The organism is Pseudomonas sp. PS01299, from assembly GCF_029960145.1.
Lineage (GTDB): Bacteria > Pseudomonadota > Gammaproteobacteria > Pseudomonadales > Pseudomonadaceae > Aquipseudomonas > Aquipseudomonas putida_A.
The window spans coordinates 1-17205 of the sequence record NZ_JASCPO010000126.1 but is presented as its reverse complement, the minus strand read 5'-3'; the positions used below and the strand labels follow the sequence as shown (position 1 = coordinate 17205).

Here is a 17205-nt window from a genome sequence, read left to right as displayed (position 1 = left end):
CGCGCGCAAGCCCGCTCCCACATTCGACCGCGTTCCTTCAGTTGAAATGCGGTCAATTGTGGGAGCGGGCTTGCTCGCGAATCTGTGAGCGCAGCGAACAGCCTCAAAGACCATTGAATTCCAAGGCGAACACATGAAGATTTCCAGACAAGCCTACGCCGACATGTTCGGCCCCACCGTCGGCGACAAGGTGCGCCTGGCGGACACCGAGTTGTGGATCGAAGTCGAAAAGGACTTCACCACCTACGGCGAAGAAGTCAAATTCGGCGGCGGCAAAGTCATCCGCGACGGACAGGGCCAGAGCCAACTGCTCGCCGCCGAAGTGGTCGACACGCTGATCACCAACGCGTTGATCATCGACCACTGGGGCATCGTCAAAGCCGACGTCGGCCTCAAGGACGGGCGGATCGCCGCGATCGGCAAGGCCGGTAACCCGGACGTACAGCCCAACGTGACCATCGCCATCGGCGCCAGCACCGAGGTGATCGCCGGTGAAGGCATGATCCTCACTGCCGGCGGCATCGACACGCACATCCACTTCATCTGCCCGCAGCAGATCGAAGAAGCGCTGATGAGCGGTGTCACCACCATGATCGGCGGCGGCACCGGGCCGGCGACCGGCACCAACGCCACCACCTGCACCTCCGGGCCGTGGCACCTGGCGCGGATGCTGCAGGCCGCCGACGCGTTCCCGATGAACATCGGCCTCACCGGCAAGGGCAACGCCAGCCTGCCGGAGCCGCTGATCGAGCAGGTCAAGGCCGGCGCCATCGGCCTCAAACTGCACGAAGACTGGGGTACCACCCCGGCGAGCATCGACAACTGCCTGAGCGTCGCCGACCAGTACGACGTGCAGGTGGCGATCCACACCGACACCCTCAACGAATCGGGTTTCGTCGAAACCACCCTCGGCGCGTTCAAGGGCCGCACCATTCACACCTATCACACCGAAGGTGCCGGCGGCGGTCATGCGCCGGACATCATCAAGGCCTGCGGTTTTCCTAACGTGCTGCCGAGCTCGACCAACCCGACCCGGCCGTTCACCCGCAACACCATCGACGAACACCTCGACATGCTGATGGTCTGCCACCACCTCGACCCGAGCATCGCCGAAGACGTGGCGTTCGCCGAAAGCCGTATCCGCCGCGAAACCATCGCCGCCGAAGACATCCTCCACGACCTCGGCGCGTTTTCAATGATCAGCTCCGACAGCCAGGCCATGGGCCGCGTCGGCGAAGTCATCACACGCACCTGGCAGACTGCTGACAAGATGAAAAAGCAGCGCGGCCCGCTGCCGCAGGACGGCGAAGGCAACGACAACTTCCGCGCCAAGCGCTACATCGCCAAGTACACGATCAACCCGGCGATCACCCATGGCATCAGCCATGAAGTGGGTTCGATCGAAGTTGGCAAATGGGCCGACCTGGTGCTCTGGCGTCCGGCGTTCTTCGGCGTCAAACCGACGCTGATCCTCAAGGGTGGCGCCATCGCCGCCAGTCTGATGGGCGACGCCAACGCGTCGATTCCAACCCCGCAACCGGTGCACTACCGCCCGATGTTCGCCAGTTACGGCGGCTCGCTGCACGCCACCAGCCTGACGTTCATCAGTCAGGCCGCGCAGGAGGCCGGGTTGCCCGAGGCATTGGGCCTGAAGAAGAAAATCAGCGTGGTCAAAGGCTGCCGCGACGTACAGAAAACCGACCTGATCCACAACGATTACCTGCCGAACATCGACGTCGATCCGCAGACCTATCAGGTCAAGGCTGACGGCGTGCTGCTGTGGTGTGAACCGGCCGAGACCCTGCCGATGGCTCAGCGCTACTTCCTGTTCTGACGCACGGCAAAAGGCCCCGGTTTCGTGTCTTGCGCACGATCCCGGGGCCTTTTTCATGTCGCTGGAAAAGCACTGTGCAAACGGTCGTGTATTTCCCGCCAAAGGGGCTAATATTCGATTCGCTCCGCCTTTTTTCAGGAACTGCCCATGCGTCTTTCCGAGTTCATCGTGGCCAATATCGACCCTATCGTCGATGAGTGGGAACAGTTCGCCGCGACCATCACGCCGGCCGCCGACTATCTGGATTCCACTGCGCTGCGCGATCACGCCAGCGAGATTCTGCGGGCCGCCGCCCGCGACATGAACAAGCCGCAAAGCCCCGCCGAACAGGCTGCCAAAGCCAAGGGCGAAGGCCCGGAAAAGACCCCGAGCCTGGACGAGGCCGGCGCCAGCCATGGCGAGCTGCGCCACACCGTCGGTTTCGATCTGGTGCAGATGACCAGCGAATTCCGCCATTTGCGTGCCTGCGTGATCCGCCTGTGGGTCAACAGCCTTGAATCGCCGGACATGACCTATTTTCAGGACATGATCCGTTTCAACGAAGCCATCGACGAGGCACTGGCCGAATCCACCGCGGCCTACGCCGAGCAGGTCAATCGCTCGCGGGACATTTTCCTCGCCATCCTCGGCCATGACCTGCGTGCGCCGCTGCAGGCGGTGAGCATGTCCACCGAACTGCTGCTGCGCAAATCCAGCCTTGAAGGCGATGCCCTGGCCTGCGCCCAGCACATCAAGCGTGGCGCGCGGCACATGGCGACGATGGTCAGCGATCTGCTGGAACTGGTGCGCAGTCGTCTGGGCCGTAGCCTGCCGATCGAGCCGGCACCGATGGATCTGGCCGTTGCGGCGCGAGCGGCGATCGCCGAAGCTTGCGCCGGTCAACCGCAATCCGATCCCAGGCTCACCGTGCACGGTGACACCAGCGGCGTGTGGGACGCCGGACGGATCGACCAGTTACTGCAAAACCTGATCGGCAATGCCTTGCAGCACGGTGCCAACCAGCGCGACGTGACCCTCGATCTGCGTGGCGAGGGCGACCACGTGTGCCTGTCGGTGCACAACTACGGCACACCGATTTCCGAAGAGGCGATCGGTACGATTTTCGACCCGCTGGTGCGCAGCGCCGACGAAGAACTCGGGCAGCCGTCGACCAGCCTCGGGTTGGGTCTGTTTATCGTCAAGGAAGTGGTGACCGCCCATGGCGGGACGATCGATGTCAGCTCGAGTGAGGCTGACGGGACATTGTTCAGTGTGGTTTTGCCGAGAAAGGTTTAAGCAGGCTTACCGCGTAATCGTTCTTCGCGAGCAAGCCCGCTCCCACATTCGACCGCGGTTCTCCAGTTGAAAAGCAGTCAAATGTGGGAGCGGGCTTGCTCGCGAAGGGGCCGGCAAAAACACTCAAAAACCAACGGTAAAACTATTCGACCACCAAGCGCCCCAATCGCTGACGCAGCATCCGGTTCTCCGCCCGCAACTCGTGCACTTCCTCCAGCAGATTCAGTGCCAGGGCGACGCCCTCCCACTCCAGCTCCAGCTCGCGCCGCAACTTCGCGGCGCGCTTGGCCAGGCTCAGCTCGTAGTCGGTGAACCGCCATTCCCGGGGCTGCGCGCCCTGAGGTTCGAGGATGCCGTGTTCGACGATTTCGATCACGTAGACGTCCGACAGATCGGCCGCCTCACAGAATTCTGCCATGTCCAGTTGAACGATCAGGGGGCTGCTCATGATGGGCTACTCCGTCGTCGGATTCAGAAGTTCTCGCGTGGGTTGAACGCAGCTTTTTTCGCCAGTTCCTGCCACAGCGCCTTGACCTCGTCGTCGGAGGTTTTCGGCATCACGGCCTTGAGCTGCACGAACAGATAACCACGCTCACCGGCCTTGTTTTTCAAGCCATGACCCTTGGCGCGCATGCGCTGGCCATTCTGGCTGCCGGCCGGAACCTTGAGGTTGATCTTGCCGGTCAGGGTCGGCACCGCCACTTCAGCGCCCAACGCCAGCTCCCACGGTGCCAATGGCAGGGTGATGATCAGGTTTTCGCCTTCGACATCGAATTTCGGATGCGGCGCAAAGCGAATGGTCAGGTACAGGTCGCCATTGGCCCCGCCACCGATGCCCGGTGCGCCCTGCCCTTTGAGGCGGATGCGCTCGCCGTCGGTGACGCCCGCCGGGATCTTCACGTTCAGGCTCTTGCTGGTATTGCTGACGTGCTGACCGTTGGCGTTGTATTGCGGGACCTGAAAGCTGACCTTCTTCGACTCGTCCGACAAAGTCTCCTCAAGGAAGACCGGCAGTTCCATTTCCACGTCTTGCCCTCGGCGCCCTGCACTGCGTTGTTGCCGACCGTCGCCACCGAAACCGGCGCCGCGATTGCCGAAGATCGAACTGAAGAAGTCCGAAAAGTCGCCGGTGTCGCCACCGCCGCCACCAAAACCGCCACGGCTCTGCCAGCCCGGCGGGCCCTGGAACGGCTGACCGTGCTGGCCATAACGGCGCAGCTCGTCATATTCGGCGCGCTTGTCGGCGCTTTTCAGCGCTTCATAGGCTTCCGAGGCGTCCTTGAACTTGGCCTCGGCATCTTTTTCCTTGCTGACATCGGGGTGGTATTTGCGCGCCAGCTTGCGATAGGCAGCCTTGATCGCCTTGTCGTCCGCTGTCGGCTCCACGCCGAGTATCTTGTAATAGTCTTTGAAGTCCATCGAAGGAATCACCATCCGTTATCGATTTCGCGCCGAGGCCAGCATGCGCTCATTCGCGCGTGCCGGGTTGACCGATCTCAACTTTGTGACCGGGTGGCGCAGCAGAAGTTTATCGGCAGTGGACGACGGTTCTTGCGACCGCCGGTATGTCTGCCGGCCCATGCCAGCAAGTTTGGGGCGAAGCTGCGACTTTCAAGAAGCTTAGTCGTGAAATAGCAGATGACCGGCCTTCGAATCTGCCGCGCACTGACATACACTGCGCGGCCGTTTTTTGACCGGAACCCGAAAGACATGAACAACGCCTCTCCAGCCCGTGCCTGCGGTATCGACTTCGGCACCTCCAACTCCACCGTCGGCTGGCTGCGCCCCGGCATGGAAACGATGATCGCGCTGGAAGACGACAAGATCACCCTGCCGTCGGTGGTGTTCTTCAATATCGAAGAGCGCCGTCCGGTTTACGGGCGCCTGGCCCTGCACGAGTACCTGGAAGGCTACGAAGGCAGGCTGATGCGCTCGCTCAAGAGCCTGCTGGGTTCCAAGCTGATCAAGCACGACACCAGCGTCCTCGGCACGGCGATGCCGTTCAAGGATCTGTTGGGGCTGTTCATCGGCCAGCTCAAGAGCCGTGCCGAAACGGCCGCCGGTCGGGAGTTCGAGCAGGTGGTGCTGGGGCGTCCGGTATTTTTCGTCGATGACGACCCGCTGGCCGACCAGGAAGCCGAAGACACCCTGGTCGAAGTGGCGCGCAAGCTCGGTTTCAAGGACGTGTCGTTCCAGTACGAACCGATCGCTGCGGCATTCGACTACGAGTCGACCATCGAAAAAGAAGAGCTGGTGCTGATCGTCGACATCGGCGGTGGTACCTCGGACTTCTCGCTGGTGCGCCTGTCGCCCGAGCGTCGCGGCATGGACAACCGCCACGATGACATCCTCGCCACCGGCGGCGTGCACATCGGCGGTACCGATTTCGACAAACAGCTGAGCCTGCAAGGCCTGATGCCGCTGTTCGGCTACGGCAGCCGGATGAAGAGCGGCGCCTACATGCCGACCAGTCACCACATGAACCTGGCGACCTGGCACACCATCAACTCGGTGTACTCGCAGAAATCCACCCTGGCGCTGGGCAGCATGCGCTACGACATTGAAGACACCGGCGGCATCGACCGGTTGTTCAAGCTGATCGAACAGCGCGCCGGGCACTGGCTGGCGATGGAAGTCGAAGAAACCAAGATCCAGTTGACCCACGCCGACAGCCGCCACGTACCGCTGGACCGTATTGAGCCGGGCCTGAGCGTGGAACTGAGCCGCGCCCTGTTCGAATCCTCCATCGACGCCTTGCTTGAGCGCGTGCGCGGCAGCGTTACGCAGCTGTTGAACGATGCCAACGTGTCGGTGGCTCAGGTCGATACGGTGTTCTTCACCGGCGGTTCAAGCGGCATTCCGGCGCTGCGCAACAGCGTTTCGGCGATGCTGCCGAATGCGCGACATGTTGAAGGGAATATCTTTGGCAGCATTGGCAGCGGTCTGGCGATTGAGGCGATGAAGCGCTACGGTTCGATGGCCTGATCCAGAATCAGCGGCGCGCCATTCGCGAGCAAGCCCGCTCCCACAGGATCACACTGAACCTGTGGGAGCGGGCTTGCTCGCGAAAGGGCACTTTCAAACGCTATAAGGCTTGAATCAAACCATCCCGCCCAGCTTCAACTCACTCTTCAGGTACGCGTAATAAATCGGCCCCGCCACCACCCCCGGCAGGCCGAACGCGGCTTCGAACACCAGCATCGCCAGCAGTAATTCCCACGACTTGGCACTGATCTGCCCGCCGACGATGCGCGCGTTGAGGAAGTATTCGAGCTTGTGGATAAAGATCAGATAGCCCAGCGCCGCCACCGCCACCCAGATCGACAGCGACAGACCGACGATGGTGATCAGCGTGTTCGACATCAGGTTGCCGATCACCGGCAGCAGGCCGAGCAGGAACGTCAGGACGATCAGGGTCTTGGTCAGCGGCAGCTTGATGCCGAACAGCGGCAAGACCACCACCAGGAAAATCGCGGTGAAGAACGTGTTCAGCAGGGAAATCTTGATCTGCGCGAAGACGATGTTGCGAAAGGCTTGAACCACCAGATGCAGACGGTCGAACAGGGCGGCGGCCAGCGGTTTGCGTTTGGTCAGATCCGGTACTCGCTGCAGAGCAATGATCGCGCCGAGAACCATGCCAATCAGCAGGGTGACAAACATGTGCGCCGCGTCCTTGCCTACCAGTTGCAGCTCGGACAGATGCTTGCTCGCCCATTCGCCGATGGCCACGCGAAATTCCGCAGCGCTGGCCGGCAGGTAGGCATCGAGGAACGGCGGCAGTTGGCCGCGCGCGCGATCGACCACGCCCATGAATTTGTCGAGCGAGGCGCCCGGATTTTCCGCTTCGTGCAGCAGGAAACTGATGGCGCCAGCAAAGATCAGCGCCAGCACACTGACCACCAGGGTGCCCAGCAGCGCCACCGCCAGCCAGCGCGCACGCCGACCTTCGATCAGCCGTTGCAGTTGCGGGGTGAGCATGTTGACCAGCTCGAACACCAGCAAACCGGCCAGCAGGCTGGGCAACAAGCGCAGCGGCAACGCCAGCAACAAACCGCCGCAAATGATGATGCAGCTGACCCAAAACACAACATGACGCTCAGAAAACGTTGGCATACAGCCTCAAAACGAACGGCGTAAAAGGATTGGCAGTCTGCCAGCGATCCGGGGAGAGCACTAGGGATATGCAGGGGCTATTGTCGTGCTCAATGGCCCCTTCGCGAGCAGGCTCGCTCCCACATTGGAATGCGCACTCCTGTGGGAGCGAGCTTGCTCGCGAAGAGGCCAGCCCGCTCACCACAAGACTCAAGTGCTTACTTTTTCTTCAGGCAATCACTCATGAAGGTCTTGCGCGCATCGCCGGTCAGCGCCTTGGTTTTCGCGTCGGCGTTGCAGGTTTTCATTTTCTCCTGCTGCGGGGTCACCACTTTGCCGTCATTGGCGGCCGGTGCAGCCTTGAGGCAAGTGCTCATGAAAGTCTTGCGCTCGTCGCCCTTGAGGCTTTTGGCGGTAGCGTCAGCATTGCAGGTGGTCATTTTGTTCTGTTGCGCCGTGGCGGCGAAACCCTGGGAACACAGGAGCAGACCGATCATCAACAAAGGGACACGCAACATCTTCATGGAGTTTTCTCCTTGTCGCCGCATCGATGGATGCGGCCTCCGCTGAAGTGTAGCCAAATCTTGTTACACCTTCCTGCCTTCCACGTGGCTACGCCGATACTGTTCCGGCGTACACCCGGCCTGCCGGGCAAACATGGCAATGAACGCCGAGCCGCTGCTGTAGCCGAGATCGAAAGCGATTTCCTGCACGCTCTTCGTGCTTTCCAGCGCCTCGATCGCCGCGAGATAACGCAGGCGCTGACGCCATTCGCCGAAACTCAGTCCCAGTTCGCGCACGAACTGCCGGGCCAACGTACGCTCGCTGACGTGCACTTGCGCCGCCCAGTGGGCCAGCGGGAGGTTATTGCCCGGATCGGCCTGCAAGGCGTCGAGGATCGCCAGCAACCCGGGATTGCTTGCGTACGGCAGATAACATTCATGCACCGGCGCCTGTTGCAATTGATCGACCAACACCTGGGCCAGACGCTGGTCGGCATCCAGTTCGGGGATTTTCACGTCGCGGGCGGCGAAGTCCTTGAGAATCGCCTTGAGAATGTCGCTGATTGCCAGCGTGCAGGCGCGCGGCGGCAGATCGGCGCAAACCTTCGGATCGAGGCACACCGCGCGGTAGTTGACCGGTTGATGGCTGTAGAAACTGTGCTCGACCTGCGGCGGCACCCACACCGCGTAGTGCGGCGGCGACATGAAGCGGTTGCCGTCGACGTCCATGTGCAGCACACCGTGGGCCGCGTACTCCAGCGTGCCCCACGGATGACGGTGCGGCGCCGCGTATTCATGGGCGTTGAAGTCGGCATAGCGAAAGTACACCGCCGACGGCAGTTCGCTGAAATCCAGCAGATCGATGTGTTTGCTGTTCATGCTGTCCGGTTGCAGTGGCAGGTTGTCCGGTTCGCAGTATAGGGCTGCATCCAGACAGGCGATAATCACCGTTCATCAACGTTCTGGTTTTAACCCATGCAATACGCGTTTCCCCTGCTGGCGATTTTCATCTGGGCCGGCAATACCGTGATCAACAAACTGGCGGTCGGGGCGATCTTCCCCGCCGAGATCGGTTTCTACCGCTGGCTGCTCGCCGGTCTGCTGTTCACCCCGTTCATGCTCAAAGCGGTGATCGCGCACTGGCCGCAGATCCGCCCGAACTTGGGCAAGATCTTCATCCTCGGCGTGCTCGGGATGGCGGTCTATCAAAGCCTGGCCTACTTCGCCGCGACGCTGACCACGGCGACCAACATGGGCATCATTTTGTCGCTGATGCCGCTGATGTCGCTGGCTATGGCAATCATCAGCCTCGGCCAGCGCCTGACCGCTGGGGCATTGTTCGGCGCGGTGCTGTCGTTCGCCGGCGTGCTGGTGGTGGTGTCGTCCGGCAGCCTCGGCGCGCTGCTGCAACATGGAGTGAACCTGGGTGACGCGATGATGCTGATCGCCACCCTGGCCTACGCGATCTACAGCACCCTGCTGAAAAAATGGCAGCTGCGCCTGCCGCCGCTGGTGTTGTTGTACCTGCAGGTGCTGGTGGCGATTGTGGTGCTGTTTCCGCTGTACGCCGCCTCGCCGAAAACCGGCTTCACCGCGCAGAACATTCCGCTGGTGCTGTACGCGTGCCTGCTGGCGTCAATGCTTGCGCCGCTGGCGTGGATGCAGGCGGTGCAGCGTCTGGGGCCGAGCCGCACGACGTTGTTCTTTAACCTGCTGCCGCTGATTACCGCGCTGATTGCGGCGGTGGTGCTGAAGGAGCAGTTGGCGATGTATCACCTGGTGGGTGGGGTGTTGACATTGGGTGGGGTGATTCTGTCGGAGCGCTGGACCACCGTTCTAGGCCGAAAACTCAGCGTTGCCTGATCTGGCCCTGTGGTGAGGGGATTTATCCCCGAAGGGGCGCGAAGCGACCCCGCTATTTATCTCAAAACAAGGGCTGCTGCGCAGCCCATCGGGGATAAATCCCCTCGCCACAAAAGCGAGTCACAATCCGGCAGCCTTTAGCCGCGCCGCATGCTCGACAAACAACCGCACCGGATCCGCGCCCTTCCCCACCAGCCCCAGCGACTGATTGACGATGTCGAAGTGATCCAGCGGATAGTCGTCGCCAATCACCGTGCCGAGGTGCGAGCTGTAACGCCCGACCATCCCGTCACACTGCCCCGGCTCACGCACGAAGGTTTTTGCGAACAAGCGGCAGCTGCGGTTGGTGCCGTCGAACAGGTTGCCACCGCGATCAGTTTTGCCCGGTTGCAACGTCCCCGACCACGAGTAATAACGCACGCCGTTGACCTCTTCCGGCCCGTGACCGCCCCAGGTCTCGGGCAGGCCCTGTGGATAACGCTGATTGAACAGCGCCACGCCTTCGCTGGTCAGCGATTGATGCGAAGCGTGGATGTCCACCGGCAGTTTCGGCCCGTGGTAACCGGTTTCCAGCAACGCCATCAGCCAGCCGACAAAACGCAACAGCACCTCCAGCACGCGGCCCTTGGCGCTGTTCGCCGGGTAGTGTTTCTGCAGATAGTCGGCCAGTTCAGAACCGTGATTGGGCCCGGCCACGGAGGTTACCGAGGCGACCAGATCCGGCCGTTTGGCAGCAGCATAACGTGCGGTCAGCGAACCCTGGCTGTGGCCGAACAGATTGACCCTGGCGGCGCCGGTCTCGCGCAGAATTTCGTCGATGCGCGCCAGCAACTGCTCGCCACGCACCTCGGTGGAATTGAGCGGCGATACCTGCACCGCAATCACCGTCGACCCGCCACGGCGCAACGCCTTGATGATGCCGTACCAGTACGGATACAGCAGCAGCCGGATAAACCCGAGCATGCCCGGCACCAGTACCAGTGGATAACGTGTCGCCGAACTTTGTGACATGGGCAAACATCCTTGTGGTCGCTGAGTGGATGCCAGACGTGCAAAACGCCCGCCAAGCCTCCTCCTTGATGATGACAACTGCACCATCAGCCTACTTCAGGCCCACCACCCCCGCCACAATCAGCCCCACCGACAGCAGTTTGACCAGAGTCAGGCTCTCGCCGAGCAGGGCAACACCGAGAAACACCGTGCCCAGCGAGCCGATCGCCGTCCAGATCGGATAGGCGATGCTCACCGGCAACTCGCGCAGCGCCAACGTCAGGAAGTAAATCCCGCCAATCGCCGCCACCACCGTGATCAGCGACGGCCACAAGCGGGTGAAGCCTTCGGCGTACTTCATGCCCATGGCGAAAGTCACCTCGAAACCGGCGGCGATCAGCAAGAACAGCCAGGCCACTTAGAACGTCCGGACGAGGTCGAGCAAACGCTGCTCGGCCTCGGCCACTGATACCGCGAAGGTGCGCTCGGCCGACTCTTCGCCCTCAGCCGCGACCACGCTGACGTCGTTGATGCCGACGAAACCCAGCGCCGTGCGCAGCCATGGATCGGCATGGTTCAGTGCTTCCAGTTCGCCGCCGGGGCCGAAGCCGAACCCGCCGCGACTGGTGACGATCAGCGCTTTCTTGCCTTGCAGCAGCGGCGTGTACTGGGCCACGCCGTTGTCCAGGGTGTGGTCGAACGTCAGGCCCAGACGCACGATCTGATCGACCCACGCCTTGAGGCCGCTGGGTACGCTGAAGTTGTACATCGGCGTGGAAATCAGCAGCAGGTCATGCTCGAACAACTCGCCGACCAGTTGATCGCTGAGCGCCAGATCGGCCTGCATCGACAACGGCCGTGCTTCGGGTTCAGGGTAAAAAGCCGCCGCCACAAACGCCTCGTTGACCGCTGGAATCGGCGCCCGTCCGACTTCACGGCGGGTGACCTGCGCCTGCGGATGACGTAATTGCCAGGCACTGAGAAAGCTTTCCGCGAGGCGCCGTGAATGCGAACGGTCACCCCGTGGACTGGCATGGACCGCAAGAATCTTGCTCATCTGAATCTCCTTGGGACTAGACTTGAATGGCTGTGTAGCGCCAGATTGGCGCCGACCCGCCGCTGTCTCAAATGAGCAAAAATCAGTCGGGATGAATTTGTTTCATGCATGGAGTATTCAATGTTCGCCTCGTTGCCGCTGACCGCCCTGCGCGCCTTCGAATCCGCTTCGCGGCTGTTGAGCTTCAAGGCCGCTGCTGAAGAGCTGTCAGTCACACCGACGGCGATTTCCCATCAGATCCGAGCGCTGGAAGACTGGCTCGGCGTGACGCTGTTCGAGCGTTTGCCGCGTCAGGTGCGCCTGACCGAAGGGGGCGAGCGACTGTTTCGCAGCCTGCACGGCGCGCTACTGGAAGTCGCGCAAAGCGTCGACACCCTGCGTCCGCAACGCAGCGGCAGCAACCTGACACTGTCGACCACCGCCGCGTTTGCCGCGCTGTGGCTGGTGCCGCGCCTCGGAAGATTTTATGCGCAACACCCGAACATCAACGTGCGCCTCGATACCCACTGCGAAGTCATCGACCTGCATCAGGACGCCAGCGTCGATCTGGTGCTGCGCTATAGCCTCGACGATTACCCCAACCTTTACGGCTTGTGCCTGTTCGATGAGACCTTCGGCGTGTATGGCTCGCCGGAACAGGTGGCGCTGGCCGCCCGGCGCACGCCGGCGCTGATCAGCGTGCGCTGGCACAACTCGAAGCTGTATGCCCATGGCTGGGAAGCGTGGTGCGCTCGCTCCGGCGAGTCGTGGCTGAACCAGCATCCGGCGATCCGTGAATACGATGAGGAGCATTACGCTCTGCAAGCGGCGATTGCCGGGCAAGGTCTGGTGCTGGCGAGCAATATTCTGGTGTCGCAGAGCGTCGCCAGTGGGTTGCTGGTGCCGTACAAGGGGCAGGTGCAAGTCGATGGTGCCGGATACAGCGCGCTGTGTGTGCCGGGACGGGAGCGGCATCCGCCGGTGCGGGCATTTTTTGCCTGGTTGCGCGAAGAAGCGCAGTTGTCCGGGCTGGTACCAAGGTCGCCGGAAATCTCATAAAACTTTTTGCGTCGCTCAGGACTCACAACTTGGGTAACCGATCACGCCTGTAGAGCGTGGCGCCATTGGATTAGCCTCCTGGAGATCAACATGAGCGACGACCTGCACTTGTCAGATGTCAAAACCCTGCGCGAACGTGCGCGACAACACGTCGAGAACGGCGCGGTAACCGAGAGCTACAGCGCCGACCGTGACGAGGTGCTGCGCTTGCTCAACGAGTCGCTGGCCACCGAACTGGTCTGCGTGCTGCGTTACAAGCGTCATTACTTCATGGCCAACGGCGTGAAGGCTCACGTGGCCGCGGAAGAATTCCTCGAACACGCGACCCAGGAAGCGCAACACGCCGACCGTCTGGCCGAGCGCATCGTGCAACTGGGCGGCGAGCCGGAGTTTAATCCGGACCTGCTGTCGAAAATGTCCCACGCCCAATACGTGGCCGGGAACACCTTGAAGGAAATGGTCTACGAAGACCTGGTGGCCGAACGGATCGCCATCGACAGCTACCGCGAGATCATCCAGTACATCGGCGAGAAAGACCCGACCACCCGGCGCATCTTCGAAGACATCCTCGCGCAGGAAGAAGAGCACGCGGATGACATGGCCGACATTCTGAAAGACCTCTGAACCTTTGATACCGCTATCGCGAGCAGGCTCACTCCTACAAGTTTTGCGCTGTACCTGTAGGAGTGAGCCTGCTCGCGATGACGCGTTTACAGACGCTGAAGATTTACTTGGTTGGCTTGACGGTCACTGGCGCCTTGCCCGCCTTCATCTGCTCAAGCAGAGGCGCACACTGATTCGGCTCCCCGCCGCTCGGCGCCACCAGCGCCAACAGCCCCGCCGCCGGTGCAGCAATCACGCCCAGCGCCACCATCCCCGCCCCGCGTAGCATCAACGGCACGGCCTTGACCCCGGCGTCCGGCTTGATGAACTTGCCGCGCACGTACAACGGTGAACGCAGCGAAATCAGACGCCAGCCTTTGGACTCTGGTGTCACCGTCAGGTCCAATTGCTCGGTGGCCATGTTCGCGGTGCCGTCGATGTAGATGATCGCGTTCTCGGTATCGAACACAAACAGCCGTGTGGTCGCCAGGCCAGTCTTGATGTCGAAGTCCGCCGCCGCGCAGTTGATCTTCACTTCCTTGTCGCCAAAGATCTTGCCGACCACGTAGTTGCCGACGTTGAGCCCTGCCAGTTCCATCAGCTCACGGCTGATCGCCCCGTCGTTGATCAGCATCTTCAACTGGCCATTGGCGCCGCCGAGCAGCTTGGCCACCGAGTTGCCGCGACCGCTGATATCAGCATCACCGTTGAGCTCACCGAAGCTGGTTTTCATCGGTTCGAAGGTCGGGAACAACTGCTTGAGCTTGAAGCCGCGCGCAGTCAGTTTGGCCCGGCCTTCCAGCGGTTCGGTGCGACCATTGAGGCGGATCTGCGCGTCCAGATTGCCGCCGGCCACGCCGAAGCGCAGCGGTTCGAGGCTGAGTTCGCCGTCGTTGAGTTTCAGGTGGGTATAGAGGTCGGTGAACGGCAGCTTTTCGCTGTGGACGATGCGCTTGCCGGTGAACTCGACGTCGGCATCCATCGCGCGCCAGCGGTCGGTCTTGAATTCTTCCACCGGCAGCACTTTGTCGGTCGGCTGCTTACTCTCGCCGCCGCGGGCCTTTTGCTTGTCATTCGAGTCGGCGCCGATCAGCGGCGCGAGGTCGGCGAACAGCAATTGATTGGACAGCAACGCGCCGCTGAGCTTGGGCCGTGGCTGGCTGGCGACGTAGGTCAGATCGCCGTGAATGTCACTGCCGCCGATCTTGCCGTTGAACTGTTCATAAGTGAATTTCGCACCGGCGGCGTCATGCAACTTGGCAATCAGATGACCGTCGGTGGAATACGGCGGCGTATCCGGCAGGGTCACGCCGGTCAGTGGATAGAGGTTGCCTAGGCTTGCGCCCGCCAATTTAAGACGCAGATCAAGAGCGCCAAGGTTCAGCGGGTCGGTCAAGGTGCCGGCGAGTTCGATGCTGGTGGCGCCGATCTTCGCCTGGGCCTGCAGCGGGAATGGCTTGTTCGCGTCCTGCAACGCCAGTAATCCGCCTATCTTGCCCTGGCCGGTAAGATTCTGACCGTGGTACTGGCCTTTGACCTTCAGCGCGAATGCATAGTCCTGCGGCGCGGCGCCCTTGTCCTGCGCGGTCTTCGCGGCTTTGGCGCCGACGATATCGCTGAACGGAATCGGTTTGCCCAGCGGATCGATCAACACGTCGAGATTAGTCTTGAGTGTCTGGTCATCCAGGGTGACGTGGCCCTTGTCGAAACCAATGGCTCCGATGTCCACCACCCAGTTCGACGGTTCGGCATTCGGGTCTTTCGGGTCGAACTTGAAGGTCCAGTTGGCGCGGCCATCGGCCAGGCGTTGCAGTTGCGCGTTGGGTTCGGTCAGGTCGATGCGCGGGATCGTCACCCGTTGCGCCAGCAGTGCCAGCGGCGAGATGCGTAGTTCCACACGTTTGAGCGTGACCATCTGCGGCTGCTTCGACCAATCCGGGTTGCCCAGCGTCAGGTCCTCAGCCACCACGTGCGGCCACGGCACCCAGGCCCGCCAGCCGCCCTCGTCCGGCTCACGCTGCCAGATCACCGCGAGGTTGCCATTGATGGCGAACGGACGATGCAATTCTTCCGAGACTTTGGCGTTGAGCGGCGGTTTGATCCGGTTCCAGTCGAAGAACACGATGATCAGAACCAGTACCGCCAACAGCAGTAAGAGGATGGCGAAGGTCCAACTGAAGATTTTTCCGGTGCGCGTCATGCACAAAACTCCTGATGACGACCGCACGCCGACTTCGCGACGCACAGCTGAAACGGCGGGCCAAAGCGGCCCTCATGAATTCTACGACTGGCAAACAGTGCGCAGGTTTAATCGGAATATAGATTCCGCGGCAAAAAATCGCCCGAATGCTGACCGATTGGTCGAACAGCGTTACCGCTGCCCGCACATTTGCGAGGCGCGAGTGAGTCGAAAATACCCACTGCGGTGCAACCCCCCCCCCGCAAATGCCCGAGCTAGAGCGCTTCCGCAGAACAATCAATTCTGTTGATTATTACCATTGCGTTTATGAACTTTTATATCGACTTATCGAGAGTAGCATTGGCTTCGTACCCACTTTATCGCCCTCCCAAGGAGCAACCCATCATGAAACGCCAATTACTGCTCAGCCTTACCCTGTCGATGCTAGCCAGCACCGCTTTTGCCCTGCCCGCTGCCGATCAGGCTACCCCACAAGTGAAATCCAGCCACTCGGTGTTCAGCCAGACTGTGGCGGCTGACGGCAGCGACCGTACCCCACAAGGTCAGACTCTGGCTGAAAACGGTCGTCATCGTCTGGAAGAAAAAGGTCTGGTTGAAGATGGCTACGACAAGACCCCACAAGGTCAAGCTGTAGCAGAAGGCGGCCGTGATCGCCTGGAACAGAAAGGTCTGGTTGAAGACGGCTATGACAAAACTCCACAAGGTCAGACCCTGGCTTCCGATGGCAGCGACCGCACTCCACAAGGCCAGACCCTGGCTGAAGACGGTTTCGATAAAACCCCACTGGGCCAAGCCGTTGCCGAAGGCGGTGGTGACCGTGTGATCGAACGCAACAGCGCTTTGAGCTAAGCCCATGGCGGCCTGGAAAAAAAGCCCAATCACCGGATTGGGCTTTTGACTTTTTCAGTACCGACAATCTGCGAAACCTTTTTTCCTACTGACTTTCCCCCCTGCCGTTCGACGCCAGCAAAGCCGATTTGCTAGAGTGCGGCGCTTGTCCCGCTCAAGAAAACGCCTTTGCGATGCTGCCCCGCGCCGAACAGAAACAACAGACCCGCAACGCCCTGATGGACGCTGCCCGCCATTTGATGGAAAGCGGCCGAGGTTTCGGCAGCCTGAGCCTGCGCGAAGTGACCAAGACCGCCGGCATTGTGCCCACCGGTTTCTATCGGCATTTTGCCGACATGGACGAGTTGGGTCTGGTGCTGGTCAGTGAAGTCGGCCAGACCTTCCGCGAAACCATCCGCCTGGTGCGCCACAACGAATTCGTCATGGGCGGGATCATCGATGCGTCGGTGCGGATTTTCCTCGACGTGGTCAGCGCCAACCGTTCGCAGTTCCTGTTTCTCGCTCGTGAGCAATACGGCGGCTCGCAGCCGGTGCGTCAGGCGATTGGCCGTCTGCGCGAAAACATCAGCGCCGACCTCGCGGCCGACCTGACATTGATGCCCAAGTTGCAGCATCTGGACGCTGCCGGGCTGAGCGTAATCGCCGACCTGATCGTCAAATCGGTGTTCGCCACTCTGCCGGACATCATTGACCCGCCCGCCGAGGCCCTGCCGGAGCATCTGACGCCGCAGGCGAAGATCACCCAGCAATTGCGCTTCATCTTTATCGGCCTCAAGCACTGGCAAGGGTTGGGCAGTACCGAGTAATTCCCCTTTTTTCAAACCCAACACAAATCCCTGTGGGAGCGGGCTTGCTCGCGAAAGCGGTGGGTCAGTCACTTCATTGTTGACTGATGCACCGC

Annotated in this window: 17 protein-coding genes; 8 read left to right on the top strand and 9 right to left on the bottom strand. The window is 61.2% G+C overall.

The genetic code is table 11. The features are described from left to right. Positions 1–133 precede the first annotated feature (133 nt). Both ureC and QMX91_RS20060 read left to right on the top strand, forming a co-directional pair. Positions 134–1834 (top strand): urease subunit alpha, encoded by a 1701-nt coding sequence (gene ureC, locus QMX91_RS20065; protein WP_134785318.1) that lies wholly within the window; start codon positions 134–136, stop codon positions 1832–1834. Between the two features lie 147 nt (positions 1835–1981). Next, on the top strand, positions 1982–3109 hold the full coding sequence (locus QMX91_RS20060) for a sensor histidine kinase (RefSeq protein ID WP_027613555.1): 1128 nt from the start codon (positions 1982–1984) through the stop codon (positions 3107–3109). Between the two features lie 142 nt (positions 3110–3251). On the opposite strand, the gene QMX91_RS20055 is transcribed toward QMX91_RS20060, so the two are convergent. Both QMX91_RS20055 and QMX91_RS20050 read right to left on the bottom strand, forming a co-directional pair. After that, positions 3252–3557 carry a chaperone modulator CbpM gene (locus QMX91_RS20055; protein ID WP_003221201.1) on the bottom strand — a complete coding sequence of 102 codons (306 nt, stop codon included), beginning with the start codon at positions 3555–3557 and terminating at the stop codon, positions 3252–3254. A 23-nt stretch (positions 3558–3580) separates the two neighbouring features. Further along, complete coding sequence (locus QMX91_RS20050; RefSeq protein WP_027613553.1) at positions 3581–4528, bottom strand: DnaJ C-terminal domain-containing protein; 948 nt, start codon at positions 4526–4528, stop codon at positions 3581–3583. 291 nt (positions 4529–4819) lie between these two features. Between QMX91_RS20050 and QMX91_RS20045 the strand changes: the two genes are divergently transcribed. After that, the gene (locus tag QMX91_RS20045) at positions 4820–6094 is read left to right on the top strand and encodes an Hsp70 family protein (RefSeq protein ID WP_098966982.1); all 1275 of its coding nucleotides are present in this window, start codon (positions 4820–4822) and stop codon (positions 6092–6094) included. Between the two features lie 114 nt (positions 6095–6208). On the opposite strand, the gene QMX91_RS20040 is transcribed toward QMX91_RS20045, so the two are convergent. From QMX91_RS20040 to QMX91_RS20030, 3 genes are all read right to left on the bottom strand, one after another. Further along, a complete protein-coding gene (locus QMX91_RS20040) occupies positions 6209–7222 on the bottom strand; it encodes an AI-2E family transporter (RefSeq protein ID WP_027613551.1) in 1014 nt (337 codons plus the stop codon). A 197-nt stretch (positions 7223–7419) separates the two neighbouring features. Then, positions 7420–7725 carry a PsiF family protein gene (locus QMX91_RS20035; protein ID WP_282413243.1) on the bottom strand — a complete coding sequence of 102 codons (306 nt, stop codon included), beginning with the start codon at positions 7723–7725 and terminating at the stop codon, positions 7420–7422. Between the two features lie 63 nt (positions 7726–7788). Beyond that, positions 7789–8583 carry a helix-turn-helix transcriptional regulator gene (locus QMX91_RS20030; protein WP_134787546.1) on the bottom strand — a complete coding sequence of 265 codons (795 nt, stop codon included), beginning with the start codon at positions 8581–8583 and terminating at the stop codon, positions 7789–7791. Between the two features lie 96 nt (positions 8584–8679). Between QMX91_RS20030 and QMX91_RS20025 the strand changes: the two genes are divergently transcribed. After that, complete coding sequence (locus QMX91_RS20025; protein ID WP_108181533.1) at positions 8680–9567, top strand: DMT family transporter; 888 nt, start codon at positions 8680–8682, stop codon at positions 9565–9567. A gap of 120 nt (positions 9568–9687) precedes the next feature. Here QMX91_RS20025 and QMX91_RS20020 read toward each other — a convergent pair whose 3' ends face one another. The 3 genes from QMX91_RS20020 to QMX91_RS20010 form a co-directional block, all read right to left on the bottom strand. Further along, the gene (locus QMX91_RS20020) at positions 9688–10578 is read right to left on the bottom strand and encodes a triacylglycerol lipase (protein ID WP_098966979.1); all 891 of its coding nucleotides are present in this window, start codon (positions 10576–10578) and stop codon (positions 9688–9690) included. Positions 10579–10669: 91 nt separating this feature from the next. Continuing rightward, positions 10670–10975 carry a multidrug efflux SMR transporter gene (locus QMX91_RS20015; RefSeq protein WP_098966977.1) on the bottom strand — a complete coding sequence of 102 codons (306 nt, stop codon included), beginning with the start codon at positions 10973–10975 and terminating at the stop codon, positions 10670–10672. Then, entirely contained in the window at positions 10976–11614 is a 639-nt protein-coding gene (locus QMX91_RS20010) for an NAD(P)H-dependent oxidoreductase (RefSeq protein ID WP_282413242.1), read from the bottom strand. Between the two features lie 108 nt (positions 11615–11722). Between QMX91_RS20010 and QMX91_RS20005 the strand changes: the two genes are divergently transcribed. Together QMX91_RS20005 and QMX91_RS20000 are read left to right on the top strand one after the other, a co-directional pair. After that, entirely contained in the window at positions 11723–12652 is a 930-nt protein-coding gene (locus QMX91_RS20005; protein ID WP_282413241.1) for a LysR substrate-binding domain-containing protein, read from the top strand. A gap of 90 nt (positions 12653–12742) precedes the next feature. Continuing rightward, the gene (locus tag QMX91_RS20000; RefSeq protein WP_027613544.1) at positions 12743–13276 is read left to right on the top strand and encodes a ferritin-like domain-containing protein; all 534 of its coding nucleotides are present in this window, start codon (positions 12743–12745) and stop codon (positions 13274–13276) included. Between the two features lie 103 nt (positions 13277–13379). Here the strand turns inward: QMX91_RS20000 and QMX91_RS19995 are convergent, their stop codons facing one another. Further along, complete coding sequence (locus tag QMX91_RS19995) at positions 13380–15455, bottom strand: AsmA family protein (RefSeq protein WP_135294851.1); 2076 nt, start codon at positions 15453–15455, stop codon at positions 13380–13382. 384 nt (positions 15456–15839) lie between these two features. Between QMX91_RS19995 and QMX91_RS19990 the strand changes: the two genes are divergently transcribed. After that, positions 15840–16304: a hypothetical protein gene (locus tag QMX91_RS19990; protein WP_098966970.1), complete on the top strand. Its 465-nt coding sequence runs from the start codon at positions 15840–15842 to the stop codon at positions 16302–16304. Between the two features lie 173 nt (positions 16305–16477). After that, positions 16478–17110: a TetR family transcriptional regulator gene (locus QMX91_RS19985; protein WP_027613541.1), complete on the top strand. Its 633-nt coding sequence runs from the start codon at positions 16478–16480 to the stop codon at positions 17108–17110. Positions 17111–17205 lie beyond the last annotated feature (95 nt).